The 25,354-nt window shown below is 63.0% G+C and carries 23 protein-coding genes; 16 read left to right on the forward strand and 7 right to left on the reverse strand.

Annotation, left to right across the window (positions count from 1 at the left end; genetic code table 11):
- From mraY to Q8K05_RS00535, 11 genes are all read left to right on the forward strand, one after another.
- On the forward strand, positions 1-469 hold a 469-nt coding region (gene mraY, locus Q8K05_RS00485; protein ID WP_305244594.1), incomplete at its 5' end, for a phospho-N-acetylmuramoyl-pentapeptide-transferase.
- Entirely contained in the window at positions 466-1,971 is a 1,506-nt protein-coding gene (gene murD / locus Q8K05_RS00490) for a UDP-N-acetylmuramoyl-L-alanine--D-glutamate ligase (RefSeq protein ID WP_305244595.1), read from the forward strand. The genes mraY and murD, both read left to right, overlap by 4 nt.
- Positions 1,968-3,221, forward strand: a complete 1,254-nt coding sequence (gene ftsW, locus Q8K05_RS00495) for a putative lipid II flippase FtsW (protein ID WP_305244596.1) — start codon at positions 1,968-1,970, stop codon at positions 3,219-3,221. The genes murD and ftsW overlap by 4 nt, the downstream gene beginning before the upstream one ends.
- On the forward strand, positions 3,218-4,300 hold the full coding sequence (gene murG, locus Q8K05_RS00500; RefSeq protein ID WP_305244597.1) for an undecaprenyldiphospho-muramoylpentapeptide beta-N-acetylglucosaminyltransferase: 1,083 nt from the start codon (positions 3,218-3,220) through the stop codon (positions 4,298-4,300). Before ftsW ends, murG begins: the two co-directional genes overlap by 4 nt.
- Positions 4,297-5,700: a UDP-N-acetylmuramate--L-alanine ligase gene (gene murC, locus Q8K05_RS00505; protein WP_305244598.1), complete on the forward strand. Its 1,404-nt coding sequence runs from the start codon at positions 4,297-4,299 to the stop codon at positions 5,698-5,700. Before murG ends, murC begins: the two co-directional genes overlap by 4 nt.
- A gap of 110 nt (positions 5,701-5,810) precedes the next feature.
- Positions 5,811-6,779 carry a D-alanine--D-alanine ligase gene (locus Q8K05_RS00510; RefSeq protein ID WP_370868741.1) on the forward strand — a complete coding sequence of 323 codons (969 nt, stop codon included), beginning with the start codon at positions 5,811-5,813 and terminating at the stop codon, positions 6,777-6,779.
- A gap of 8 nt (positions 6,780-6,787) precedes the next feature.
- Positions 6,788-7,585 (forward strand): cell division protein FtsQ/DivIB, encoded by a 798-nt coding sequence (locus Q8K05_RS00515; RefSeq protein WP_305244600.1) that lies wholly within the window; start codon positions 6,788-6,790, stop codon positions 7,583-7,585.
- A 4-nt stretch (positions 7,586-7,589) separates the two neighbouring features.
- Positions 7,590-8,819: a cell division protein FtsA gene (gene ftsA / locus Q8K05_RS00520; RefSeq protein ID WP_305244601.1), complete on the forward strand. Its 1,230-nt coding sequence runs from the start codon at positions 7,590-7,592 to the stop codon at positions 8,817-8,819.
- A 145-nt stretch (positions 8,820-8,964) separates the two neighbouring features.
- On the forward strand, positions 8,965-10,194 hold the full coding sequence (gene ftsZ / locus Q8K05_RS00525; RefSeq protein ID WP_305244602.1) for a cell division protein FtsZ: 1,230 nt from the start codon (positions 8,965-8,967) through the stop codon (positions 10,192-10,194).
- 131 nt (positions 10,195-10,325) lie between these two features.
- Positions 10,326-11,249, forward strand: coding sequence for a UDP-3-O-acyl-N-acetylglucosamine deacetylase (lpxC, locus tag Q8K05_RS00530; protein ID WP_305244603.1), 924 nt, complete (start codon positions 10,326-10,328; stop codon positions 11,247-11,249).
- Positions 11,250-11,270: 21 nt separating this feature from the next.
- Positions 11,271-11,447, forward strand: a complete 177-nt coding sequence (locus Q8K05_RS00535) for a hypothetical protein (RefSeq protein ID WP_305244604.1) — start codon at positions 11,271-11,273, stop codon at positions 11,445-11,447.
- Positions 11,448-11,459: 12 nt separating this feature from the next.
- Here the strand turns inward: Q8K05_RS00535 and ruvC are convergent, their stop codons facing one another.
- The 7 genes from ruvC to Q8K05_RS00570 all read right to left on the reverse strand — a co-directional run bounded on the left by ruvC (position 11,460) and on the right by Q8K05_RS00570 (position 19,503).
- Positions 11,460-12,008 (reverse strand): crossover junction endodeoxyribonuclease RuvC, encoded by a 549-nt coding sequence (ruvC, locus tag Q8K05_RS00540; protein ID WP_305244605.1) that lies wholly within the window; start codon positions 12,006-12,008, stop codon positions 11,460-11,462.
- A 91-nt stretch (positions 12,009-12,099) separates the two neighbouring features.
- Complete coding sequence (locus Q8K05_RS00545) at positions 12,100-12,846, reverse strand: transglycosylase domain-containing protein (RefSeq protein WP_305244606.1); 747 nt, start codon at positions 12,844-12,846, stop codon at positions 12,100-12,102.
- A complete protein-coding gene (aroE, locus tag Q8K05_RS00550; RefSeq protein ID WP_305244607.1) occupies positions 12,843-13,682 on the reverse strand; it encodes a shikimate dehydrogenase in 840 nt (279 codons plus the stop codon). Before aroE ends, Q8K05_RS00545 begins: the two co-directional genes overlap by 4 nt.
- Before the next feature lie 67 nt (positions 13,683-13,749).
- On the reverse strand, positions 13,750-14,598 hold the full coding sequence (locus Q8K05_RS00555) for an energy transducer TonB (RefSeq protein WP_305244608.1): 849 nt from the start codon (positions 14,596-14,598) through the stop codon (positions 13,750-13,752).
- 40 nt (positions 14,599-14,638) lie between these two features.
- The gene (locus tag Q8K05_RS00560; RefSeq protein ID WP_305244609.1) at positions 14,639-16,711 is read right to left on the reverse strand and encodes a ribonuclease catalytic domain-containing protein; all 2,073 of its coding nucleotides are present in this window, start codon (positions 16,709-16,711) and stop codon (positions 14,639-14,641) included.
- Between the two features lie 28 nt (positions 16,712-16,739).
- Positions 16,740-17,327 (reverse strand): YqiA/YcfP family alpha/beta fold hydrolase, encoded by a 588-nt coding sequence (locus tag Q8K05_RS00565; protein WP_305244610.1) that lies wholly within the window; start codon positions 17,325-17,327, stop codon positions 16,740-16,742.
- Between the two features lie 79 nt (positions 17,328-17,406).
- Positions 17,407-19,503: a hypothetical protein gene (locus Q8K05_RS00570; RefSeq protein ID WP_305244611.1), complete on the reverse strand. Its 2,097-nt coding sequence runs from the start codon at positions 19,501-19,503 to the stop codon at positions 17,407-17,409.
- Between the two features lie 266 nt (positions 19,504-19,769).
- Between Q8K05_RS00570 and Q8K05_RS00575 the strand changes: the two genes are divergently transcribed.
- The 5 genes from Q8K05_RS00575 to Q8K05_RS00595 form a co-directional block, all read left to right on the forward strand.
- Positions 19,770-20,438 (forward strand): LuxR C-terminal-related transcriptional regulator, encoded by a 669-nt coding sequence (locus Q8K05_RS00575; RefSeq protein ID WP_370868742.1) that lies wholly within the window; start codon positions 19,770-19,772, stop codon positions 20,436-20,438.
- Entirely contained in the window at positions 20,435-22,342 is a 1,908-nt protein-coding gene (locus tag Q8K05_RS00580; RefSeq protein ID WP_305244612.1) for a histidine kinase, read from the forward strand. The genes Q8K05_RS00575 and Q8K05_RS00580 overlap by 4 nt, the downstream gene beginning before the upstream one ends.
- 113 nt (positions 22,343-22,455) lie before the next feature.
- Positions 22,456-23,598 carry a rod shape-determining protein RodA gene (gene rodA, locus Q8K05_RS00585; RefSeq protein ID WP_305244613.1) on the forward strand — a complete coding sequence of 381 codons (1,143 nt, stop codon included), beginning with the start codon at positions 22,456-22,458 and terminating at the stop codon, positions 23,596-23,598.
- Positions 23,599-23,894: 296 nt separating this feature from the next.
- On the forward strand, positions 23,895-24,230 hold the full coding sequence (locus Q8K05_RS00590; RefSeq protein ID WP_305244614.1) for a YegP family protein: 336 nt from the start codon (positions 23,895-23,897) through the stop codon (positions 24,228-24,230).
- A 79-nt stretch (positions 24,231-24,309) separates the two neighbouring features.
- On the forward strand, positions 24,310-25,354 hold a 1,045-nt coding region (locus Q8K05_RS00595), incomplete at its 3' end, for a metallopeptidase TldD-related protein (protein ID WP_305244615.1).

The following is a 25,354-nucleotide window of genomic DNA, read 5'->3' on the forward strand; positions in this document are numbered from 1 at the left end:
GCTGGGCGTGTTCGCCTATGTAACCGGCAGCTCGGTCTATTCCAAATACCTTCTTTTCCCGCACATTCCCGGTTCGGGCGAGCTGCTCATCTTTTGTGCTGCCATGGCGGGCGCGGGGCTGGCTTTCCTGTGGTTCAACACGCATCCGGCCCAGGTGTTCATGGGCGACGTCGGGGCGCTGGCATTGGGCGCCGCACTGGGCACCATCGCAGTCATCGTGCGCCAGGAAATCGTGCTGGCCATCATGGGCGGCATTTTCGTGGTCGAGGCGCTCTCCGTGATGATGCAGGTGGTTTACTTCAAATACACCAAGAAGCGCTTTGGCCAGGGGCGGCGCATCCTCAAGATGGCGCCGCTGCACCACCACTTTGAGAAAAGCGGCTGGAAAGAAACCCAGGTGGTGGTTCGTTTCTGGATCATCACCATGCTGCTGTGTCTGGTCGGTCTTTCCACGCTCAAGCTCAGATGAAACAACGGGCGCAAAAAAACGTTCTTGTGCTCGGGCTGGGCGCTTCGGGCCTGGCGCTCGCGCGTTGGTGCGCCCGCTGGGGTGCGCAGGTCACGGTGGCTGACACACGGCCTGCACCGCCCCAGTTGCAGGCGCTGCGGGCCCATGTGCCTGCCGCCACGTTTATCCACGCCGGGATGGGCGATGCGCTGCTGGCAACGGCGGCCTTTGACCTGGTACTGAAAAGCCCGGGTTTGTCGCCTGCGTCGGTGGCCGGTGTCATCAACGCAGCAGCTGCCCGGGGAATCGCCTGCGGCAACGAACTGAGCCTGTTCGCGCAGGCGCTGGCTGGCCTGAAAGAGGATCAGGCTTATGCGCCGCAGGTGATCGGCATCACCGGGACCAACGGGAAAACCACCGTGACGACGCTCACCGCCCTGCTGGTTCAACGCGCGGGGAAATCAGTGGCGGTGGCCGGTAATATTGGCCCCACCTTGCTCGACACACTGGCGGAGAAGCTCGACGAAAGCCTGGGCGGCCACCCCCTGCCCGAGGTATGGGTGCTGGAGCTGTCCAGCTTCCAGTTGGACCGTATCGATAACTTTGAGCCGGCTGTTGCTGCAGTGCTTAACGTGACGCAGGACCACCTCGACTGGCACGAAACCTTGCCCGCTTACATCGCCGCCAAGGCGCATGTCTATGGCCGTAGTGGCCTCATGCTGCTGAACCGCGACGATCCGCTGGTGATGGCCGCATTGCCGCCGCTGGTCAAGGGCCAGCCAGTGCGCAGCTACCTGACGTTCGGCCGCGACGAGCCCCGGCGGCCGGGCGACTACGGCATTGAAACCGTCAACGGCATGACCTGGCTGGTGCGCGCGGCGGTGGCGGATGAGACCGTCAAGCGCCGCAAGCAAGAAGAAGTGGTGCTGCATGTCCAGCGCCTCATGCCGCTTGATGCCCTGCGCATCCGGGGCCGCCACAATGCCACCAATGCCCTGGCGGCGCTCGGGCTGGCTACGGCGGTGGGCTGCAGCCTCGCACCCATGCTCCATGGTCTGCGGGAATACCGGGGTGAGCCGCATCGTCTGGAGTCCGTGGCTGTCCTCAATGAGGTTGAATATTTCGATGACAGCAAGGGCACCAATGTGGGGGCCACGGTGGCCGCACTGGCGGGGCTGGGGGCAGACCGCAAGCTGGTCGTGATCTTGGGCGGTGAGGGCAAGGGCCAGGATTTTTCGCCGCTGCTCGAACCCGTGTCGCGCCATGCCCGCGCCGTGGTGCTTATCGGACGCGATACGCCGCTGATCCGGTCTGCGCTGCAGGCCAGCCAGGTGCCGCTGCTCGATGCCGCGACCATGGCTGAGGCTGTGCGCCTGGCCACGCAGCAGGCCAGAGGCGGCGATGCCGTTGTGCTGTCGCCCGCCTGCGCCAGTTTTGACATGTTTGACAACTACGAGCACCGGGCCCAGGCCTTTTGTGAAGCGGTGCAGTCGCTTGCCCACGAACAGGGAGCGGTGCTGTGACGGCGACTGCACGCCTTTCGGGCTGGTTTTCCGGTTTGGGCAAGGCCGCCTCGGACGCGCTGCCCGTGCGGCTGGGTGGCCAGAGCCTGCCCGGAACGCTGGCGGCGCCCGTGCGCATGGCGGGCTTTGACAAAGCCCTGGTCTGGGTCACGCTGGCGCTGCTGATGTGGGGGCTGATCATGGTGTATTCGGCGACGGTCGCCCTGCCCGACAACCCCAAATTTGCGCGCTATGCGCCCACCCATTTCGTGATGCGCCATTTTTTGTCGCTGGCGGTCGCTTTCGTCATGGCGGTGCTGGCGTTTCAGGTGCCTGTGGCGACTTGGGAGAAACTGGCGCCCTGGCTGTTTGTCGGTTCCCTGGTGCTGCTGATGCTGGTGCTGCTGCCCTTTATCGGCAAGGGCGTCAATGGTGCCCGTCGCTGGATTTCGCTGGGGATCATGAACTTTCAGCCCTCGGAACTCGCCAAATTCGCGGTGCTTCTGTATGCCGCGGATTACATGGTTCGAAAAATGGAAGTGAAGGAACGCTTCTTTCGCGCCGTACTGCCCATGGCAACGGCGATTGCGCTCGTGGGCGTTTTGTTGCTCGCTGAACCCGACATGGGCGCCTTCATGGTGATCTCGGTCATCGCCATGGGCATTCTCTTTCTGGGCGGCGTCAATGCACGCATGTTCTTTGTGATCGCGGCCGTGGTGGTGGTCGCTTTTGCCCTGATGGTGATGCTCAGCGAGTGGCGGCGCGAGCGGATTTTTGCCTATCTGGATCCCTGGAGCGACAAATACTCCCTGGGCAAGGGCTACCAGCTTTCGCACTCCCTGATTGCGTTCGGACGCGGGGAAATCTTTGGCGTAGGCCTGGGCGGCAGCATTGAAAAACTTCACTGGTTGCCCGAAGCGCACACCGACTTCCTGATGGCCGTGATTGGTGAGGAATTTGGCCTGGTGGGCGTGCTGCTTGTGATTGGCCTGTTCCTGTGGATGACCCGCCGCATCATGCACATAGGCCGCCAGTCGATTGCGCTGGACCGGCTGTTTGCCGGGCTGGTGGCACAGGGCGTGGGGATCTGGATAGGTTTCCAGACCTTTATCAACATCGGCGTGAACCTGGGCGCCTTGCCAACCAAGGGCTTGACCCTGCCCTTGATGAGTTACGGCGGCTCCGCGATTTTGATGAACCTGATTTCACTGGCGGTCGTGCTGAGAATCGATTACGAGAACCGGGTTCTCATGCGCGGAGGTCGCGTATGAGTGGGCAGCACTGCGTCTTGATCATGGCCGGCGGTACCGGAGGTCATATTTTTCCGGGTCTGGCCGTGGCCGAAGCCTTGCGCGAGCGCGGCTGGCGTGTGCACTGGCTGGGCGGGCGGGGCAGCGCAAACCATCCCAGCATGGAAAGCCAGCTGGTGCCGCCGCGCGGTTTTGCGTTCGAGTCCATTGAGTTTTCCGGTGTGCGCGGCAAAGGCCCGGCCAGCCTGGTATTTCTGCCCCTGCGGCTGCTCAAGGCGTTTTGGCAGAGCGTGCAAGTCATCCGGCGCGTCAAGCCCGATGTGGTGGTGGGCCTGGGGGGCTACATCAGCTTTCCGGCCGGCATGATGAGCGTGCTGCTGGGCAAGCCGCTGGTGCTGCACGAGCAAAACTCCGTGGCGGGCATGGCCAACAAGGTGTTGGCCGGTGTGGCCGATCGGGTCTTTACGGCCTTCCCCGATGTGCTGAAAAAAGCCGAGTGGGTCGGCAACCCCCTGCGCCCCGCCTTTACCCGCCAGCCCGGTCCTGAGACCCGTTTTGCCGGTCGCAGCGGGCCGCTCAAGCTGCTGGTGGTGGGCGGCAGCCTGGGCGCCAGCGCCTTGAATGAGTTGGTGCCCCAAGCCCTCGCGCTGATTCCAGCCGATAAGCGTCCGCAGGTCACGCATCAAAGCGGAGCCCGCCAGATTGAGGCGCTGCGCGCCCACTACGCGGCGGCAGGCGTGCAGGCGGAACTCACGCCCTTCATTGACGACACCGCCCAGGCCTTTGCCGACGCCGACCTGATTATTTGCCGCGCAGGCGCCAGCACGGTGACCGAGATCGCCGCCGTGGGTGCTGCGGCGTTGTTCGTGCCTTTCCCGTCGGCTGTCGATGACCACCAGACCTCCAATGCCCAGTTTCTGGTGGAACGTGGCGGCGGCTGGCTGGTGCAGCAACGCGACCTGACCGTCCCGATATTGGCAGATATGCTACAAAAAATAGAGCGCACTGCGCTTGTCCAGTGTGCGCTACAGGCTAAAAACATGCAAAAAACTGAAGCCGCCGCCCGTGTCGTGGCCGCTTGCGAGGAGCTGGCGACATGAAGCACGCGATTAAACACATTCACTTCATCGGGATCGGTGGTTCCGGCATGTCCGGTATTGCCGAAGTCCTGCACAATCTCGGCTACGTCATTTCGGGCTCAGACCTGTCGGACAGTGCGACCTTGCAGCGTCTGGCCGGGCTGGGCATCCAGACTTTTGTCGGCCATGCCGCCGCCAATCTGGTCACGGTCGATGCGGTGGTGACTTCTACCGCGGTGCAGGCCGACAACCCCGAAGTGCTAGCGGCGCGCAAAAAGCACATTCCCGTGGTGCCGCGCGCCCTGATGCTGGCGGAGCTGATGCGCTTCAAGCAAGGCATTGCAATTGCCGGTACCCACGGAAAAACCACCACCACCAGCCTGGTCGCGAGCGTGCTGGCCGAAGGCGGCCTGGACCCGACGTTCGTCATTGGCGGGCGGCTCAACAGCGCGGGCGCCAACGCCAAACTCGGCTCGGGCGACTACATCGTTGTCGAAGCCGACGAGTCGGATGCGTCCTTTCTGAACCTGCTGCCCGTGATGGCGGTGGTCACCAATATCGATGCCGACCATATGGAAACCTATGGGCACGACTTTGGCAACCTGAAAAAGGCCTTTGTCGATTTTCTGCATCGCATGCCTTTCTATGGCACGGCGATTTTGTGCACCGATGACCCGGCCGTGCGGGAAATCGTGCCGCAGGTTTCCTGCCCCGTCACGAGCTACGGGTTTGGCGAGGAGGCACAGGTGCGCGCGGTGAACGTGCGGGCGGTGGGCGCGCAAATGCATTTCACCGCGCAGCGGCGCAACGGCGTCACGCTCCCTGATCTGGACGTTGTGCTCAACCTGGCGGGCGAGCACAACGTGCTCAATGCCTTGTCGGCCATTGCGATAGCGGTGGAACTCAATGTGCCCGATGTGGCCGTGCAGAAGGCCCTGGCTGAATTCAAGGGCGTGGGCCGGCGCTTCCAGAGCTACGGCGAACTGCCTGCAAAAGACGGGGGCCATTTCACCGTGATCGAAGATTACGGTCACCATCCCGTCGAAGTGGCGGCCACGCTGGCCGCTGCGCGCGGCGCTTTTCCCGGACGGCGGCTGGTACTGGCATTCCAGCCACACCGCTACACCCGCACACGCGACTGCTTTGAGGATTTCGTCAAAGTGCTGGGCCATGCGGATGCCGTATGGCTGACCGAAGTCTATGCCGCTGGCGAAGCGCCGATTGTGGCCGCTGATGGCCGGGCGCTGGCGCGGGCCTTGCGCGTCGCGGGCAAGGTGGAGCCGGTATTTGTGGACGAAATCGGGGCAATGCCAGAAGCCATTCTGGACAACGCCCAGGACGGTGATGTCGTCATGTGCATGGGTGCGGGATCGATCGGGCTGGTGCCCGGCAAGTTGTTGGAAATGAGAGGTGTGTTGTGATCAGCCATACACCGAAGCCGCTGATTGTGAGCGCTAGCGAACGCAGCGCCGGGCCGCCCCAAGCAAGTTCAGCCCACCCGGGGGGCAGCGTAGTACACGCAGTGACAAGCGTGGGGGCCTTGTTTGGCAAGGTCGCCGTTCTCATGGGCGGGCTGTCTGCCGAGCGTGAAATTTCCCTGATGTCAGGCCACGGCGTGTTGCAGGCGCTTCGCGCGCGCGGCGTTGATGCCCACGCGTTTGACCCGGCCGAGCGCGATATCAGCGAACTGAAAAAAGACGGCTTTGCACGCTGCTTTATCGCGCTGCATGGCCGCTTCGGTGAAGACGGCACCGTGCAGGGCGCGCTGGAACTGCTGGGCATTCCGTACACCGGCTCCGGCGTGATGGCGTCGAGCATGGCGATTGACAAAGTCATGACCAAGCGCGTGCTGCTCTCCGAAGGGCTGCCGACCCCCCGGTATGTGCTGCTTCGCCAGGGTGACTATGTGGGCGCCGATGTCGAGGCCATCCCGGATGACCTGGGCCTGCCGCTGATCGTCAAGCCCGCGCGCGAGGGTTCCTCCATTGGCTTGACCAAGGTGAGCGAGCGGGCTGACATGGCGCAGGCCGTGGCGCAGGCGGCCCAACTCGATGCCGACATCCTGTGCGAGCAGTTCATCAGCGGCGACGAAGTCACCTGCCCGGTGCTGGGAACCGGCGCCGAGGCGCGCGCCCTGCCGGTCATTCGCATCGTGGCGCCTGACGGCAACTACGACTACCAGAACAAATATTTCACCGACACCACGCAGTATCTGGTGCCCTGCGGGCTGCCTGAGGGGGAGGAAGCCACCATTCAGCAGCTGGTGCTGAAGGCCTACCGCACACTCAGCTGCCGCGGCTGGGCACGCGCCGACGTGATGATTGACAAGGCCACGCGCAAGCCCTACCTGCTTGAAATCAACACCTCGCCCGGCATGACCGGGCACTCGCTGGTGCCCATGTCGGCACGGGCGGCGGGCATTGGTTATGAAGACCTCTGTATTGAAGTGCTGAAGACCGCCACGCTCGACTACCACCAGCCTGGCGGCGTCGCCAGATGAGTCGCACCATGCCACTGCAAAACGCCATGCCCTTGCCGTCCGACGTCAAGCTCATGAACACCTTGTCGGTGTTTTTGGGCCTGGTGTTTGCGGCCATGGTGCTGGCGCTGGCCGTGGCATGGCTGATGCGCCAGTCGCTGTTCAATCTGAGCGCCATTCATGTGCAGGGCGATTTGATGCACAACAATGCCGCCACCCTGCGCGCCAACGTGGCCCCCAAATTGGCCGGAAATTTCTTGACGCTGGACATGGATCACACGCGTGCCGCTTTCGAGCGCGTGCCCTGGGTTCGCAGGGCGGTGGTGCAGCGCGAATTCCCCAACCGTTTAAAGGTGGTGCTTCAGGAGCACAAAGCCGTTGCCTACTGGGGTCCTGAGGAAAATGTCCGGCTGGTCAACAGTTTCGGTGAGGTGTTTGACGTCAACCAGGGTGACGTGGAAGCCGAAGGCCTGCCGCTGCTCAGTGGGCCGCAGGGGCAGGCTTCGCTGGTCCTGCAGACCTACCAGACGCTGTTCCCGATGTTTCAAGAGATGGATGCGGTGCTGGAACAGCTGCGGCTGAGCGGCCAGGGCAGCTGGCACGCCCAGCTCGACAGCGGCGCCACGATTGAGCTGGGACACGGTTCAACGGATGAGATTCAGGCCCGCACCCGCCGCTTCATCGCCACGCTGACGCAGGTTTCCGTGCGGTTTGAAAGAAATCTGGAGTCCGCCGACCTGCGCTATGGCAATGGCTATGCAATCAAGCTCAGGGGCGTCACCACGATGGATCCCGGTGACAAAGTCGACGGAAAAAAGAAAAGGTAAAAATATGGCCAAAGAATACAAAGATCTGGTGGTCGGGCTGGACATCGGAACCAGCAAGGTGATGGCCGTGGTTGCCGAGGTCATGCCAGGCGGCGAGCTCAAGCTCGCAGGCCTGGGCATTGCCTACAGCAACGGCCTCAAGCGCGGCGTCGTGGTCAATATTGACGCCACCGTGCAAAGCATCCAGCAGGCGCTCAAGGAAGCCGAGCTGATGGCCGACTGCAAGATCGCCCGCGTCTACACCGGCATCACGGGCAGCCATATTCGCGGCATCAACTCCAGCGGCATGGTGGCCGTGAAAGACAAGGAAGTCACGCAGGCCGATGTGGCCCGCGTGATTGAGACGGCCAAGGCCATCAACATCTCGACCGACCAGCGGCTGCTGCTGGTCGAACCGCAGGAGTTTGTGATCGACGGCCAGGATGTGCGCGAGCCGATCGGCATGAGCGGCATCCGCCTGGAGGCCAAGGTGCACATCGTCACCGGCGCGCAAAGTGCCGCCGAAAACATCATCAAATGCGTGCGGCGCTGCGGGCTGGAGGTGGATCAGCTGATGCTCAACCCGCTGGCCTCGAGCCTGTCGGTGCTGACGCAGGACGAGCGGGAACTCGGCGTGGCGCTGGTCGACATTGGCGCCGGCACCACTGACGTCGCCATCTTCACCGGTGGCGCCATCCGGCACACCGCGGTGATTCCAATCGCGGGCGACCTGATCACCAGCGACATCGCCATGGCGCTGCGCACGCCCACCAAGGACGCCGAGGACATCAAGGTTGAAAGCGGCTATGCCAAGCAGCTGCTGGCCGACCCCGACACCCAGGTGGAAGTACCTGGTCTGGGGGACCGCAGCCCGCGCATGTTGAGCAAACAGGCCCTGGCGGGCGTGATTGAACCGCGTGTGGAAGAGATCTATTCGCTGGTCCAGCAGGTGATCCGCGAATCGGGCTACGAAGAAGTGTTGTCTTCGGGCATCGTGATCACTGGCGGCAGCGTGATGATGCCCGGCATGGTCGAGCTCGGCGAGGACATCTTCCTCAAGCCGGTGCGGCGCGGCATACCGCGCTACTCCAGCGCGCTCTCCGACATGGTGGCCCAGGCGAGGGCCGCCACGGTGATGGGCTTGCTGGAAGAAGCCCGGCTGGCGCGCATGCGGGGCTACAAGGTGGCGCAAAAGGCGGGCAGTGTGCACAACGCATTCGGCCGGGTCAAAGACTGGTTCGTGGGGAATTTCTGATGAACAACTTGTCCAGCTTCATGAGTCGTCCTTCGCGTGGTGTCCATTGCGGAGGCGCCGATCCCCCTGCATGACAGGGGGCGTGTCAAGTACAAGAACTTTTTAATAATTTTGGCAACTGCAATTTACTGACAGGAGGCTCCCAATGAGCATCGAAATGATTGAAATCGAGGAATTCAACCAAGGCACACAGATCAAGGTGATCGGTGTCGGTGGTGGCGGCGGCAACGCCGTCGGGCACATGATTGCCTGCGGCGTGCAGGGCGTCGAGTTCATCTGCGCCAACACCGACGCGCAGGCGCTCAACCGCGGCAGCGCGCACAAGACCATCCAGCTGGGCGGCAGCGGCCTCGGTGCCGGCAGCAAGCCCGACAAGGGCCGTGAGGCGGCCGAACTGGCGGTTGACGACATTCGCAGCGCCATTGCCGGCGCGCACATGCTGTTCATCACCGCCGGCATGGGCGGCGGGACCGGCACCGGAGCCGCCCCCGTGATCGCACGCGTGGCCAAGGAAATGGGCATTCTGACGGTCGGCGTGGTGACCAAGCCTTTCGAGTTCGAAGGCGGCCGCCGCATGACCAATGCCGATCTGGGCCTGGCCGAGCTCGAAGCCAATGTCGATTCGCTGATCGTGGTGCTCAATGAGAAGCTGCTCGAGGTGCTGGGCGATGACGTGACCCAGGACGAAGCCTTTGCCCATGCCAACGACGTGCTGAAAAACGCCGTCGGCGGCATTGCCGAGATCATCAATGTGCCCGGCCACGTCAATGTCGACTTTGAAGACGTGCGCACCGTCATGGGCGAGCCCGGCAAGGCCATGATGGGGACGGCCAAGGCCAACGGCCCCGACCGCGCGCGCATTGCCGCCGAACAGGCGGTGGCCTGCCCCTTGCTCGAAGGCATTGACCTGTCGGGTGCCAAGGGCGTGCTGGTGCTGATCACGGCGGCCAAAGGCTCGCTCAAATTGAGCGAATCCAGGCTGGCCATGAACACCATCCGCGCCTACGCGTCGCCCGATGCGCATGTGATCTACGGCACGGCCTACGACGACGAACTCGGGGATGAAATTCGTGTCACCGTGGTTGCGACCGGCCTGAGCCGCCAGGGTGTGCGTCGCCAGGCACCGCCGCTGCAGGTGCTGCGCACGGGCACCGACAACGTGCCGTTCAATATTCCGACACTCAACGCGGTGTCGGGCGGAAGCGGCGCAGCGCAGACCACCATGGGCTCGGCGCAACCCGATTACGGCAACATGACCGTGCCCAGTGTGTGGCGCACCAACCGTACCCAGGCGGCGGCCAAGGTCGATGCGCTGGCCTCTGGCGGCATGGATGACTTCGAGATCCCTGCTTTTTTGCGCAAGCAAGCGGACTGATATAGCCCCCACGCTGGCTACCCCGCGCATTGCGCTGTCCCTGAGGGGCCGCGCATGCTTGGGCGCTCCGGTAGCGGGCGCCAATTAATCCCTGCGCTGCGCTTGGGGCGTGCGCCAATTAAAATAGTCGCATGCTTGCCCAAAGAACTCTCAAATCCCTGACCAAGGCCGTTGGCGTGGGCCTGCACAGTGGCCAGCGGGTGGAGCTGACCTTGCGGCCGGCGCCGCCGGACACCGGCATTGTGTTCAGACGCGTCGACTTGCCGCAGGCGGTGGATATCGTCGTTTCGGCGCAGGCTGTGACCGACACCCGTCTCGCGTCCACCATCTCGAGCGGCAGCGCCAAGGTGCACACCGTCGAGCACCTGATGTCGGCCTGTGCGGGACTGGGGCTGGACAACCTGATCATCGACATCACGGCGGACGAGGTGCCCATTCTTGATGGTTCGGCCTCTTCCTTTGTCTTTTTGCTGCAGTCCGCCGGCATTGCGCTGCAGGCGGCCCCGAAGCGGTTTGTCCGGGTCATCCAGCCGGTCGAAGTCCGGGAAGGCGAGGGCGCCAACGTCAAATGGGCGCGCCTGGATCCCTATGAAGGCTACAAGCTGAGTTTTGAAATTGACTTTGACCACCCGGCGGTGGACTCCACCGGCCAGCGCGTGGAGTTCGATCTGGGTTCGGGCTCTTACAGCCGCGACATCGCCAGGGCCCGCACCTTCGGCTTTACCAAAGACGTCGAGATGATGCGCACCAACGGGCTGGCACTCGGCGGCGGCTTGGACAACGCCATCGTCATGGACGACTACAAGGTGCTCAATACCGATGGCCTGCGCTACAACGACGAGTTCGTGAAGCACAAAATCCTCGACGCCATGGGCGACCTGTACCTGCTGGGGCAACCGCTGCTGGCCGCTTACAGCGCGTTTCGCTCCGGCCACGCCATGAACAACAAGCTGCTGCGTGCGCTGCTCGCGCAGCCCGAGGCCTACGAAGTGGTCACGTTTGAAGACGAGCGCCGCGCACCCGCCGGTTTTGCCACGCTGGCGCGCGCCTGGTAGCGCGGCCAAGGACCCCACACCATGGTACTGGCCCGCGTCATCATCCTGCTGTTGCTGCTCAGTGCGGCCGTGTCCTTCGCGCTGTTTGCGCTCACCGGGCAAGAGCGCTACAAGCGCGTTGGCCTGAATATCATCAAGGGAACGATGATTGCCGGATTTGCATTTTTTGCGGTGCTGATCGTGCAGCACCTGGCCTGAGTCGGCCCGGTGTCAGTAGTGGCGGCCTGCCTTGTAGGACGCGCTGGAATTCGGATTCAACGCGGTGGCCGCCGCCAAAATAGCCGCTGAACGCCCGACATGGGCATGGGTAATCGCCAGCCCCAGCGCATCGGCCGCATCTTTTCCCGGCAGTGACGGCAGCCTCAGGAGGCGCATGACCATCTGCTGCACCTCCGCTTTGCCGGCCTTGCCATAGCCGGCCACGGCTTTTTTCATTTGCAGGGCGGTGTATTCGGCCACCGGCAGATCGCTGGACACCAGCCCCGTGATGCAGGCGCCGCGCGCCTGGCCCAGCAGCAGCGTGGCCTGCGGGTTGACGTTGACGAAGACAATTTCCACCGATGCCACGTCAGGCTGGTAGCGTTGCACCACCTCGCGCACACCGTCAAACAGCACCTTCAGGCGGGCGGGCAAATCGCTGCGCGCCAGATGCGTGGTCTTGATGGTGCCGCTGGCCACGTAGTTCAGCTGCGAGCCCTCGACATCGACCACGCCAAAGCCGGCAACTTGCAGGCCGGGATCAATTCCTAAAATACGCATCTGCTATACATTTTCTAGCTGCTTGCACCCGTCCGTATTGGGCGGGAGGCCAAAATGAACTTGATGGCAGGAGGCGCTGAGTGCACCACCATCAAGGCAGTTCCACGCCGCCCATGCGCGCTGAAATCGTGCTGGCGCGCGAGGCGAGGTAGCCTGACTGGGGCCGGGTTTCAAAATATTTGGGCCGCGGCAGCATCACCGCCAGGCGTGCCGCTTCATAGGCGCTCAATTTTGACGCGGGCTTGCGGAAGTAGTGCTGGGCCGCGGCCTCGGCGCCAAAAACGCCTTCGCCCCACTCCACGTTGTTGAGGTAAATCTCCAGGATGCGCTGCTTGCTCAGCAGGGCTTCGAGCAGCAGCGAGAGCACCAGCTCCTGGCCCTTGCGCAACAGGGTGCGTTCACCCGACAGAAACAGGTTTTTGGCCAGCTGCTGCGTGATGGTGGAGCCGCCGATGATTTTGGGCGGTTTCACGTTCAGCGCGGATGATTTGGCGGCGGCCCGGCTGGCGGATTGCGCGGCGCGCTGCTCGGCATTTGCATTTTTTTCCCAGGCTTTTTCCAGCGCCGCCATGTCCACGCCCTCGTGCACGATGAAACTCGCGTCTTCGGAGGCGATGACGGCCCGTTTCAGGTTGTCGGACAAGCCCGCATAAGGCACCCACTGCTGGCGCCATTTCAGGGCGCCCGTGTTCTTGGTGATGAGGTAAGCCTCCGAGCGCTGAAAGGCGGTGGATTCGGGATCCAGCACGGCCATCATGGCGATGCGCGCCACAAAATAAAGCTGCAAGGCCAGTGCCGCCAGCAGCGCCAGGCCGAGCAACCGTACCATCGCTCTCATGCCAGCAGCATCCGCATTTCCTGCAGCACCTGCGCAGAAGGTGGACGCACCTTGCGCCACAAGGCAAACGATTCGGCCGCCTGCTCCACCAGCATGCCCAGGCCGTCACGCGGCGTGGCGCCGTGCTCGCGGGCCCAGGTCATGAAGCCTGCCGCCGCAGGGCCGTACATCATGTCGTAGGCCAGCGCGCCGGGCTTCAGGACGCGGCCGTCAACCGGCACGCCGGCACCCGCCAGGCTGCTCGCGCTGGCATTAATGATGACATCAAAAGAACCCTCCAGCCCTTGAAGGTCTTGTGTTAGTAGCTCTGTTTTTTGTAGCGCGTTTTGCAGCGAGGGGTGTGATCGGTGGAACTGTGCCAGCGCGTCGGCCCGGGCCCGGGTGCGGTTGACCAGCACCAGCCGGCGTGGCCCGGCTGCCAGCAACGGGCCCAGCACGCCCGCGCCCGCGCCGCCCGCGCCTATCAGCAGCACGTCACGCCCGGCAAGCGGCACGCCCGCATTGTTCTGGATGTCATTGACCAGTCCCACGCCATCGGTGTTGTCGGCGTGGATGGCGCTGCCGTCCAGGACGAGCGTGTTGGCCGCCTGCGCCAATTGCGCCCGGTCGGAGTGCGTGCTGGCGGCCTGAAAGGCTTCAAATTTGAACGGCACCGTGACGTTGCAGCCACGCGCGCCGCTGCTCACCAACTGCGCCAGCGTGGCAGAAAAGCCATCGAGCGGCGTGAGCATAGGCTCGTAGTGCAGGCTTTGCCCCGTCAGTTCGGCAAAGCGCGCATGAATCAGCGGTGATTTGCTGTGGGCAATCGGGTTGCCCAGTACGTAATACTTGTCCATGACGGGGGTGCTTATGCCTGTTTGAAATCGTTGCCCATGGGGAGTATCGGTGGTGCCCGGTGCGCGCTCAGCGGCTCGTGAGCTTTGTTTCGAGGGCGTCATCGCGCGTGAATTTGAAGCGCGACACCACCACAATCTGGTCCGCCTTGCGGCGCATGGCATCGCTGAATCGGCCAAACGGCCCGGTCGCGCGCACGATGCTTTGCGCCCGCCGGTCCAGCGTCAGGTTGCCCGAGGTTTCGACCACCTCGGTGTCCAGAATGCGGCCATCAAAATTGACCGTCACGATCATGGTGAGCGTGCCATACAGTTTTTTGCCCGCCTGCTCGGGGAAATTCACGGTGCCGTTGTCTTCAATCTTGCGGCGCAGTCCGTCGTAATACACTGCGTAGACTTCTTCGCGCGTGGCCGGGCTGATGTAGCGTTTTTTGGGCCGCGCATTTTCTTCATTGATGCGTTTTTCAATCTCGGCCAGAATCTTGATGAGCTGCTTGCGCTTTTCTTCGCGCTCGGCCTGCGCGGGGTTGTTGGCGGGCTGCGTCAGGTCCGGCGGTGGCATGGACGCCAGTTGTTTTTTGAGGTGTGCCAGCAACTGGGTTTGCTGCTCCTGCAGCGACTCGAGCTTGCGCTGCGCATCGTCGGCGGCATCGCCCAGCTCCATCAGGGCCGAGGGTGGCAGCGGCGAGGTGGCGCGGCCTTTGTCGCGCTCGCCGCCTCCGGCCAGCGATGCCTGCGCAATGGCTTTGGCAAAATCCGGCTTTTCGTTGGACTTGGCGTTGACCAGGATCACTTCCAGCGGCGTGTCCTGAAAGACGCGGTTAAAGCGTTCCGGGTCGACAAAACGCACGGTCAGCAGCACCGCATGAAAGGCAATCGAGGCGCCCAAGGCAATTTGCAGTGTGCTGAGTGACTTCACAGGAGACGATTATCGGGTCTACAGTCGTTTTTTTTGTGCGTCAAGCGGCGGCGGCAGGCGCATTGGTTGCCTCTGCGTCCCCCGGGGGCTCGTTGACATCAACGGCAATCGAGATCGGACCGGCGGCCATGTCGGACTCGCCATCTTCCTCTTCCATCTGCGCTGCCGCTTCATCGTCGGCCACGGTGTCCAGCCGCTCGATCACGGTGCCCGAGATGTCCAGCGTGATTTCGTCAATCGCCCCGAGTTTGACGCGCACCCGCGCGCCGCGCGGCAAGCCCTGCGCTCCCAGCGCCGACAGCACCAGCGGCAGCTCGTCGGCGCGCACCAGGTTGTCCTTGAAGGCGGTAGCGGTCAGTTCGGTGATGGCGTTTTGCTGCAGGTACTTGAGCGTCCAGTAACGCTCGATGCCGGCCTGAAAACCGTTGTAGGCACTGTAGGCGGCATCGAAGCATGAAATGATCGAAAAAAGTTCGGCATCCTTGGGTTTGAAGGGTGCCGCCAGCGCGGCGGTGCGGCCATGCCGCACGCACGCAATGATTTGCCACTGGTTGACCATGTCCGTGTAGCGGCGCAGCGGCGAGGTGCTCCAGGCGTAGCTGGGCACGCCCAGACCTGCATGCGGCAGCGCCTTGGTGCCCATGCGCACCTTCACGCCCGGCGCCATGCTCGCCTGGCTGCGGTAAATGCCGGGCACGCCATGCTCGGCCAGCCACTGGCCCCAGGTGCAATTGGCCAAAATCATGGCTTCGGCCACGATCAGGTCCAGCGGCGCGCCGCGCTGGCGAATGCTGATGCTGACCCGTTCTTCGCCCTGCGGCTCCTGGCCGGACGGGTTGTCGAGCTTGAAGTTGTAGTCCGGCCGGTTGAAGTTTTCGGGCTTGCCGCGCACGATTTCACGCTGACCCTTGAGGTGCCTGGCCAGCCGGTGCAAAAAGGTGAGCTCCACGCCCCACGGCACGTCAGCCGGCGGCTCAGCTTGGGCGGCTTCAAAAAACGCTTCGGTAAAGGTGCTGTCGAGCTGGTCGTGACGCAGGTTGCTGACAATCGGCACCTGCTCCAGCCGGGTCACGCGGCTGGTGATTTCCAGCGTCGCTTCATCAAGCGTGAGGTAGAGCGACAGGGAAGGGCAGTTGCGGCCTTCCAGCAAGGTGTAGCGCTGCACAATGTCGTCGGGCAGCATGGTCAGCTTGTAGCCCGGCATGTAGACGGTGGAAAGCCGCGCGCGGCCCACGGCATCAATCGGGCTGCCCGGCAACACGGCCAGGCCGGGCGCGGCAATGTGAATGCCCAGCGTGATGGTGCCACTGCCCAGCCCCTGCACCGACAGCGCATCGTCGATCTCGGTGGTGGCGGAGTCATCGATGGAGAACGCGCGCACTTCGGCCAGCGGCAATTCATCCACAATGGGCGGTGCCTGCAAGGCCGGAAAGGCCGTGCCTTTGGGGAAGTTCTCAAACAAAAAGCGCTTCCAGTGAAACTGGTGGGGCGATGAAATGGCGCCGGCTTTTTGCAGCAGGGCCAAAGGCGCGGTGTGCGTGGCGCGCGAGGCTTCGACCACGGCCTTGTATTCGGGGCTGTTCTTGTCGGGCTTGAAGAGGATTTTGTAAAGCTGTTCGCGCAGCGGCGCAGGGCATTGGCCCTGGCCCAGTTCCTCGGCCCATGCGGTGATTTGCGCCGCGACCTGTTTTTTCTTTTCGATGGCGGCCAGCGCCTGCTGAAGTATCTCGGCCGGCGCTTTCCTGAATCGGCCCTTGCCGGCCCGGCGGAAATAGTGGGGCGCCTCATACAGGCGGAACAGCGCTGCGGCCTGCTGCTCAAGCGATGCAGGTTTGGAGGCATCCGCGCTGAAGTAGTCGCGTGCCAGGTCGGCAAAGCTGAATTCTTCTTCGCTGGCAAATTCCCAGGCCAGCTCCAGTTCGATGTCTTGGCTCAGTTTCTGCGCGGCGGCCACAAACTCGGCGGGCGCGGGTTTCTCAAACTTCAGCAGCGCATTGCTGGCCTTGACCTTGACGCGCTTGCCCGAGTCGAGTTCCACCTGCAGCGAGGCATCGGTTTCCGACAAAATTCGTCCGGCCAAAAACTTGCCGGTTTCTTCAAACAATACAAACATGGGCCGGATTGTCCCACGGGCCGATGCGCTACCGGGCCAGGTCCAGAAAAGCCAGCACCTCGTCGATGTGCGTGTCAAAGTCGCTCAGCGCGTGGTCGCCGCCCTCCAGCAGCTTGATGCGCGCGTCGGCGTAGCGGCCCGTCATCTCGCGCCAGTCGAGCACCTCGTCGCCCTTGGCGATCACGGCGAAGTAGCGCTGCGGCTCGGTCAGGGGCCCGGCGTCGAGCGCTTGCAGTTCCCCGATGAATTCCGGCTTGAAAAAAAAGCGCTCCTGCGGGTCATGCCAGCTGGTTTGCTCGCCGATGTACTTCGCCAGATCGCGCGCCGGATCAACCGCCGGGTTCAGCAGCACGGCTTTGCAGCCCGTGTGTTCGGCCACCCAGGTGGCATAAAACCCGCCCAGCGACGAGCCGGCCACCGCCATCGCGTCGCGCGGCCAGTCGGCAATGCCCTGCATCACCAGGTCCATCGCCTCGCGCGGCGAGGGCGGCAGTTGCGGGCACCACCAAGCTACGCCCGGGTGCTGCGCCTGCACCCGCGCGGCAACCTGGCGTGCTTTGATCGACTGCGGCGAGGAGCGGAAACCGTGGAGGTAGAGCAGGTGGGTGGTGGTCATGGCGCCATCATACGAACGAACGGGCGCAAAAAAGCCCCGCCGGCCTCGGGCCATGCGGGGCTGGAAAACGAGCCGCTGGTCAGTTGTACTGGTAGACGGCGGTCTTGTTGCTGGTGTCGAGCATCCTGTAGCCGAACAGCAGGGTGCGGTTTGCGGTGGTGGCAGTGAATGCGGGCACCGTCAAATTATCCAGAATGGCCGAGAGCGCACCCCTGGGCACAAAACGATTCGTCCCGAAGGTGCCGGTGGCCGTGTCGATGACGGCGCTTACCCCGCCGATTTGCTGGGCCGCAATGTTCTGTGCCCAGTCCACCGGCAGCGCTGCCTGCGCACCCGTCAGGCTGCCATTAGGATCAAGCGCCGCCAGCGATTGCGGACCCAGCGTGCTCCAGGGCAGGTTCACCGCCTGGGTGGCCTGAACCAGGTCGGACAACAGCGTCTTTTTATACACATGAGTGGGTGTGGTGCTTGTGCCGTAGAACAGTTCGATCTTGTACCTGGCTCCTTTTACGAACTGGGTAGGATCCACGCTGTCTGCTGTTTGGGCCCACAGCAGGCCAGACTGATTGGGCGCGAGCGTCGTTGCACTGGAGCCGGTAATACCCTGGGTTCGGGCGATCCAGAAATTCGGGCAGTTGGACGTGGTGCCGTTTCCGCACTGATTGCTGCCCGTCAGGCTTCCGTTTTTACTGTACAGATCCATTGAATTCTGGACTCCCGTCGAACGGACGTAGACCAGGCCGGTATTGACGGCGCCATTGCCTGGCAAACCCGGGCCAGAGACCCGCGCAAAGCTCAATGAATCCGCGCTGTTGGTACTGCCCGGCCCGTTGGCATTGATGTTGAACTGAATCCCTGTCTGGAAGGTGCTGATCCGGTTGGGCTTGGCAGCGAGGGTGACTGCAGGATTGAGCTGCTCCACACGGCGGATATTCAGCCGCACACCGACATCAACCGGCTGTTGGTTGCCCACCAGCCACCAGTTGGTGGGGCGTATCGTTGATGACGTGCCCGGGATGTTGCGGGCCACGGCGACCACATTGCCCGGGTTGCCATTGGCGTCGAGGAACTTGATGTTGAGAACGGCCTGGTCATAGGCAGAAGGGGCCGGGGCCAATGCCGCCGGGTCAGCCGGGTAGAACGCCATGATCTCTGGGACGCTGAATTGAGCGCCGGTCATCGTGTTGCTGGTCAGGATGCCGTAGAAAGATTGCCCGGCGCTGTAGCCGTTGTGCAGAAAGTTCACTCCGGCTCCATTGTTGAGGTCTGCCGCTATGTTCTGGCAGGCGGGGTCAACATCATTCACTTCAGGTCCACCATACGCTGCGGAGGGTACGGGAGAGGTGTAGTTCACAACGCGCTGATTCGTTGGCAGCGCAAAACACGAGGTGAATGCCTGCGCGGCGATCTGGGCTGCTTGCGACAGGGTCGCGACGCCCGTGGCGGGTGTTGCCACCGTGGCGCCGGTTGTCGTGGCCGTGGCCAGGGCGATGGGGGTGGGATTGTCCACGGTGGTCAGTGCCAGCTTTCCGGTGGCCGGGTCGGTCACTACCTTGACCACATCCAGCACCATGTCAGCCGTGTTGCCGGTGCCTGATGCCGTAGCCGCGGTGATGCTGGTGGTGAAGGGGTCATAACCTGCGGGCGCGCCAATGGCGGTTAGCACATTGGCCAGTTGCGCCACGACGTTGGTGATGACCTGTTTCAGTGCGGCGGCGTCCACTGCCCCGGTGCCAACCAGGGTCAGTGGATTGCCATCGGACGACAGTTGCACCAGGATGGCGGTCGTCAGGGGGGTGACGTTGATCGTGAGTGGCGTGCCGGCTGCAGGCGTGCTGGTAGCGACGCTCACCATCGGTGCCGTGTTGCCGGTGGGGTCGGTGACGACGACAAAAAACGGCGCTGTTTCCCCGGTCTTCAGGGTGCAGGTGTAGCTGCCCAAGGCGGTGGTGGAGATCGACGCTTCCAGGCAAGGTGAATTGCCAAGGCTGTTGGTGATCGTCACATTTGCATTGGCGAGCGCCGCACCGGTGGCTGCCGTGCCCGTGAAGGCTGCAGCTGAGGGGGTCGGGCTGCCAGCTGCGCTGGCCGGACTACCGCCGCCTCCGCAGCCCGCCAATGTCAGCATCGCAGCGCTGGCCAGGGCCAGCGCCAGGTGTTTGAGTTTGAGGTGCATGAGTTTCCAGTGATGGTTACAAACCGCCCGCACAACATGCCGGGACGGAGCCTGTAACCATTTCATGACAAGTTGTGACGAAGTGCATCCCATGAATATGGGGTGAAACAGTCTGTTTCGCCTGTTCAGGGGCGTCGTTGGCGGTCAGGTCCGTGGTGTTGCCGATATGCTCAGGGCTCTGTCGGGGCTGGCGATGCATCCGGAATCCGGCGACCAGGAGGTGCAATTTGGTGTGGCGAGTACTGATTGTTGAGGATGACGCGCTGATGCGCGCATTTTTTGCGGCTAGCGTGCTGCGCTCGGACCAGCTGAGCCTGGTCGCCAGCGTGGGCACGGTGGCCGAGGCGCGGGCCTGGCTGGACGATCCCGCGCACGGCCTGGACGTGCTGCTGACCGATCTGGGCCTGCCCGACGGCAGTGGACTGGAGGTGATTCGCCACGCCCGGCTGCGCCAGCCTTCCTGCGAAGCGCTGGTGATCTCGATGTTTGGCGACGAGGACAACGTGCTGGCCAGCATTGAGGCAGGGGCCTTGGGCTACATCCACAAGGACGCCACGCCCGGTGACATTGCGCACTCCATTCTGGAGATGAAAGCGGGCGCCTCGCCGATCTCGCCCATGATTGCCAGGCGGGTGCTTTTCAAGTACCTGAAATTACAGTCAAATCAGCCTCCAGCCCTTTCACATAGAGCTGGAGTAGCTATTAATAACGGAGCTGATTCAGGGGGAGGGAATCTGTTGTCCGGGCGCGAGCAAGAGGTGCTGGAGCTGATCGCACGGGGTTTTTCCTATGCCGAGATCGCGCGCCTGAAAGCCGTCACGGTGCACACGGTGCAAACGCACATCAAGAACCTCTACAGCAAGCTGGCCGTGCATTCCAAAAGTGAAGCCGTGTTTGAGGCCACCCGTATGGGCCTGCTGCCGGGCCAGGGGTGACCTGGTCCGTGGGCCGTACCGCAGCATTCCGTTACGATGCGGCCATGATGGCGTTGTGCGCTAAAAGGCTCTGGAGATCTGCATCTGTCGGGTGGCTGCTGTCGGTGCTGCTGGGCTGGCTCGCGCTGGTCGGCGTGGCGCAGGCCCAGACGCAAGAGTTGACCCAGGCGCGGGCCAGCGTGACGGTCAATGGCGCCACGACCATCCAGAATCTGCAGCTGCCCTATCACTGGGACCGTTTTAACAAGGGTCAGCGCGGCGAGGCGGTGTTTGACCTGCCATTTGATTTGCCCGAGTCGCCTGTCGATCCCTGGGGGCTGTACCTGCCGCGCCTTGGCAACGCCTACGAGATCTGGCTCAACGGCACACTGCTGCAGCGCCAGGGCGACTTGCTGAATTACAACGGTGCAGACTATGCACGGGTGCCGCGTTATGTCGCCCTCTCGCCCGCGTTGCTGCGCTCCTCCAACCTGATCCGGGTGCACATCCGTGCCGATGTGGGGCGTCGCGGCGGACTCTCTGCGCTGGTGGTGGGTCCGCAGGAGGCGGTGTATGCCGCCTACCTGCGTAATTACCACTGGCGCGGCACCGGTTCACTGGTGGTGATGGCATTCAGCCTGGTGGTTGGACTGATGGCGCTGTCGCTGTGGGTTACCCAGACGGCCCCCGATCACGCGGGTCGGACCCGGCGCGACCCGCTCTACCTGTTTGCCGGACTGGCCGAGCTGTTCTGGACGCTGGCCGTCAGCGATACCCTGATCGAAAACCCGCCCGTGCCCTGGCCTTGGTGGGGTGCGCTGCAGGTGGTGGTGCTGGGTGCCTGGGGTGTCAATATGGCGCTGTTTTGCGTTGAAGTGGCGGGCTGGGGCCGGCGCCCTGCAGCGCTGTGGTTTCGCCGCTGGCTGGGCCTGCTGATGGCCGCTAGCGTCGGCATGGCCGCGTGGGCGCTGGGTGGGGGCGAACCGCTGGCGCTGACGCTCTGGTACGCGGTCCTGGGGGCTACGCTGTTGAGCTTTGGCGTCTTTTTTCTGTGGCAGGCATTGCGCCAGGCCTCGACGGCGCACCGGGTTGTGGCGGTGGCCTTGTTGATTAACGTTTTGTTCGGCCTGCGCGACCTGTATGTGTTTCGCATTAACCCGACCTATGCCGCGAATACCCTGCTGCGGTATTCCTCGGTGCTGTTCGGCCTGGGGCTGGGCTACATCGTGATTGCACGGTTTCGCACTGCGAGCGCCCAGGCGCGCGATCTGCTGGCCACGCTGGCCGCGCGCGTGTCGCAAAAAGAAGTCGAGCTTGCCGAAAGCTACCGCATTCTTGAAATCCTGGCGCGCGAGCAGGAGCGCACAGCCGAGCGTACCCGGATCCTGCGCGATATGCACGACGGCGTGGGATCCCACATCAGTTCGGCCATCCGCCAGCTTCAGTCGGGCCGGGTCAGCCAGCAGGAGCTGCTCCAGACCCTGCGCGACACGCTGGATCAACTCAAGCTGTCCATCGACACCATGAACCTGCCGCCAGGTGACGTGACGGCCTTGCTGGCCAATCTGCGCTACCGGCTGGAGCCGCGCCTTGCGGCGTCCGATATCGAACTGCAGTGGGGCGTGGATCTGCTGGAGCCGGTGCGGCGCCTGGACGCGCAGGCCATGCGGCAGCTGCAGTTCATGGTGTTCGAGGCGCTTTCCAATGTGCTGCAGCACGCTCACGCCAGCGTGCTGCGCATCGAGGCGACGATGACACCCCAGGGCACGCGGCTGCGCCTGGTGGACAACGGCTGCGGCTTTGATGCGACGGCCCCGCTGCGCAAGGGCCTGCAGTCGATGCGCGAGCGGGCCCAGGCGATAGGTGCCACGCTGTCGCTGCACAGCACGCCGGGGCAGACCGTGGTGGAGATCCTGATTGCCTGAAACGAGAGAGGTGCCCCCACGCTTGTCGCTTCGCGTACTGCGCTGCCCCCCGATGGCATCTGAATTCAGGCAGTCTGCAGGCCAGGCGGGCTCCGGGCGCGGGATAATGAGCGATGTCCGCCGTTTTTGACAAACCCTCTTTCTACAAGAGAACTCTTCCCATGCTGCAGGGCTTTGATGGGCTGCTTGCGTTTGCGGTGTTCCTGCTGGCCTGCGCAGGCTTGCTCATCATGTACTCGTCGGGCTACGAACATGGCACCCGCTTTGTGGACCATGGCCGCAACATGCTGATTGCCGGGGCCATCATGTTTGTGGTGGCGCAGATACCGCCGCAGCGCCTGATGAGCCTTGCTGTCCCGCTGTATGTGATGGGCGTGGCGCTGTTGGTGGCTGTCGCCATCTTTGGCATCACAAAAAAAGGGGCGCGGCGCTGGCTCAACGTCGGGATGGTGATTCAGCCGAGCGAAATCCTGAAAATCGCCATGCCTCTGATGCTGGCCTGGTGGTTCCAGAAGCGCGAAGGCCAGTTGCGGCCGCTGGATTTTCTGGTGGCGGGTGTGTTGCTGGTGATTCCCATCGGACTGATCATGAAACAACCCGATCTGGGCACCTCCTTGCTGGTGTTGGCGGCGGGCCTGGCGGTTATTTTCTTTGCCGGCCTGAGCTGGAAGCTGATTGCGCCGCCCGTGGTGCTGGGCTTGGCCGGCATTTTCCTGCTGGTGTGGTTTGAGCCGCAACTGTGTGCCGACGGGGTGCGCTGGTCCATCCTGCATGACTACCAGCAGCAGCGCATCTGCACCTTGCTCGACCCGACGCGCGACCCGCTGGGCAAGGGGTTTCACATCATTCAGGGCATGATTGCGATTGGCTCTGGCGGCGTGTTCGGCAAGGGCTTCATGGCCGGCACGCAGACGCACCTGGCATTCATTCCCGAGCGCACCACGGACTTTATCTTTGCGGCTTACTCCGAAGAGTTCGGGCTGGTCGGCAATTTGCTGCTCATTGCCGGGTTTATTTTCCTGATCTGGCGCGGCCTGGCCATTGCGCTGCAAGCCTCGACGCTGTTTGCGCGGCTGCTGGCCGGTGCGCTGACCACGATTTTCTTCACCTATGCGTTTGTCAACATGGGGATGGTCAGCGGCATCCTGCCCGTGGTGGGCGTGCCGCTGCCTTTCATCAGTTACGGCGGCACCGCCATGGTAACGCTGGGGCTGGCGCTGGGCATGCTGATGTCGATTGCCAGGGTCAAGCGCTAGTGTGGTGTTGCATGCTTGATGGTACAAATAAAACCGATGGTTTTTTGTTCAGGGCAAGGCGCAAACCACAGCAATAGCCCCGCTATTGCGCGGATTTGCAACGCCGCCATGGACAAAAAGACGCGGTTTTATGTACCGGATAGCGTGCAACACCACACTAGCTGCGCTGACGGGTGATTGGTGGCCGCTTGATGCATGTCAACGCGGTCCGTGTTTCTGGCCTGGATGAGGTCAACGGCTGGCGCGGCAATCGGTAACATGTTGAGTCATTACCAACCCTCTCCAGGAGCACTGCCATGGCCGGAAAATTTGAGCTCAAGCTGTCCAAGAACAACAAGTATTTCTTCACGCTGCAGGGCGATTCCGGGCAGGTCATTTTGACCAGTGAGATGTATGAGACCAAAGCCAGTGCGGTCAACGGGATCGAGTCGGTCAAGAAAAACGCAGCCGACGATGCTCGTTACCACCGCCTCGCCGGAAAAGATGGCGCCCCGTATTTCACGCTCAAGGCCGGCAATGGCCAGGTGATTGGCCAAAGCCAGATGTTTTCGGACGAAAAAGAGCGCGACAAGGAGCTTGACCTGTGCAAGACCCATGGGCCGGGCGCCGCCGTCAGCGACCTGACGCTTTGATTTCCGGCGCATTACGGTCCTGGCGGCAGGCATAAGCCTTGCCGGGACGTGCCAGCGTCAGACTGCCTACAATGGCCTGATGACCTCACTCAAATCTGTCCCTGCGTCCGCTCGTCAAACCAGTGTGGGAGCGCGGCCCCTGGCGCGTCCTGCGTCACCCACGCACGAGTCCACGTCCGGGCGTCTGGTCATTGCCCAAAAACTCCTGCTGGAGCCCTTCGGCCTGACCGAAGCCTCCCTGAGCCGCGCCCTCGGCGAAATCACCTCTTATGGGGTGGACGACGCCGACCTCTACTTTCAGTACACCCGCAGTGAAGGCTGGAGCCTGGAGGAAGGGATCGTGAAAACCGGCTCCTTCAGCATTGACCAGGGCGTGGGCGTGCGCGCCGTCAGCGGCGAGAAAACCGCATTTGCCTACTCCGATGATATTTCCGAAGCCTCGCTGCTCGACGCAGCGCGCACCGTGCGCAGTATCTCGGCCGCAGCCAAGGCCGGCCGCGTGAAAACGCCCACCCGAAAAATTGCCAGCAGCCGATCGCTGTACCAGGGTCTGGACCCGATTGCCACGCTCGGCAGCACCGCCAAAGTCAAGCTGCTTGAAAAGGTGGAAAAGCTCGCCAAAGCCAAAGATCCGCGCATCGTGCAGGTGATGGCCGGACTGGCCAGCGAATATGACGTGGTCATGGTGGCGCGCGCCGACGGCACGCTGGCCGCCGATGTGCGCCCGCTGGTGCGCTTGAGCGTGACGGTGATTGCCGAGCAAAAAGGCCGGCGCGAGGTGGGTTCTGGTGGCGGCGGTGGTCGCTTTGGCCTGGCCTATTTCGACGACGCACAAATTGGGGAGTACGTGGACGCTGCCGTGAATGCGGCGCTGACCAACCTGGATGCGCGCCCCGCGCCTGCCGGCGAAATGACCGTGGTGCTCGGCTCGGGCTGGCCTGGCATCTTGTTGCACGAGGCGATTGGCCACGGGCTGGAGGGTGATTTCAACCGCAAAGGCTCCAGTGCGTTTTCAGGCCGTATCGGCCAGCGCGTGGCGGCCAAGGGGGTCACGGTGCTCGATGACGGCACGCTTGCAGACCGCCGCGGCTCGCTGAATGTGGATGATGAAGGCCATGCCAGCC

The sequence above is a fragment of the Polaromonas sp. genome (assembly GCF_030682935.1).
Lineage (GTDB): Bacteria > Pseudomonadota > Gammaproteobacteria > Burkholderiales > Burkholderiaceae_C > Polaromonas.

Coding starts and splice junctions, on each gene's coding strand:
- Q8K05_RS00535 (WP_305244604.1), top strand. CDS start 11,271: ATGGTACTGGCCCGCGTCATCATCCTGCTGTTGCTGCTCAGTGCGGCC.
- ftsZ (WP_305244602.1), top strand. CDS start 8,965: ATGAGCATCGAAATGATTGAAATCGAGGAATTCAACCAAGGCACACAG.
- murD (WP_305244595.1), top strand. CDS start 466: ATGAAACAACGGGCGCAAAAAAACGTTCTTGTGCTCGGGCTGGGCGCT.
- ftsA (WP_305244601.1), top strand. CDS start 7,590: ATGGCCAAAGAATACAAAGATCTGGTGGTCGGGCTGGACATCGGAACC.
- Q8K05_RS00545 (WP_305244606.1), bottom strand. CDS start 12,846: ATGAGAGCGATGGTACGGTTGCTCGGCCTGGCGCTGCTGGCGGCACTG.
- Q8K05_RS00590 (WP_305244614.1), top strand. CDS start 23,895: ATGGCCGGAAAATTTGAGCTCAAGCTGTCCAAGAACAACAAGTATTTC.
- aroE (WP_305244607.1), bottom strand. CDS start 13,682: ATGGACAAGTATTACGTACTGGGCAACCCGATTGCCCACAGCAAATCA.
- Q8K05_RS00515 (WP_305244600.1), top strand. CDS start 6,788: ATGCCACTGCAAAACGCCATGCCCTTGCCGTCCGACGTCAAGCTCATG.
- murC (WP_305244598.1), top strand. CDS start 4,297: ATGAAGCACGCGATTAAACACATTCACTTCATCGGGATCGGTGGTTCC.
- ruvC (WP_305244605.1), bottom strand. CDS start 12,008: ATGCGTATTTTAGGAATTGATCCCGGCCTGCAAGTTGCCGGCTTTGGC.
- rodA (WP_305244613.1), top strand. CDS start 22,456: ATGTCCGCCGTTTTTGACAAACCCTCTTTCTACAAGAGAACTCTTCCC.
- murG (WP_305244597.1), top strand. CDS start 3,218: ATGAGTGGGCAGCACTGCGTCTTGATCATGGCCGGCGGTACCGGAGGT.
- Q8K05_RS00575 (WP_370868742.1), top strand. CDS start 19,770: ATGCGCGCATTTTTTGCGGCTAGCGTGCTGCGCTCGGACCAGCTGAGC.
- Q8K05_RS00565 (WP_305244610.1), bottom strand. CDS start 17,327: ATGACCACCACCCACCTGCTCTACCTCCACGGTTTCCGCTCCTCGCCG.
- Q8K05_RS00560 (WP_305244609.1), bottom strand. CDS start 16,711: ATGTTTGTATTGTTTGAAGAAACCGGCAAGTTTTTGGCCGGACGAATT.
- Q8K05_RS00570 (WP_305244611.1), bottom strand. CDS start 19,503: ATGCACCTCAAACTCAAACACCTGGCGCTGGCCCTGGCCAGCGCTGCG.
- lpxC (WP_305244603.1), top strand. CDS start 10,326: ATGCTTGCCCAAAGAACTCTCAAATCCCTGACCAAGGCCGTTGGCGTG.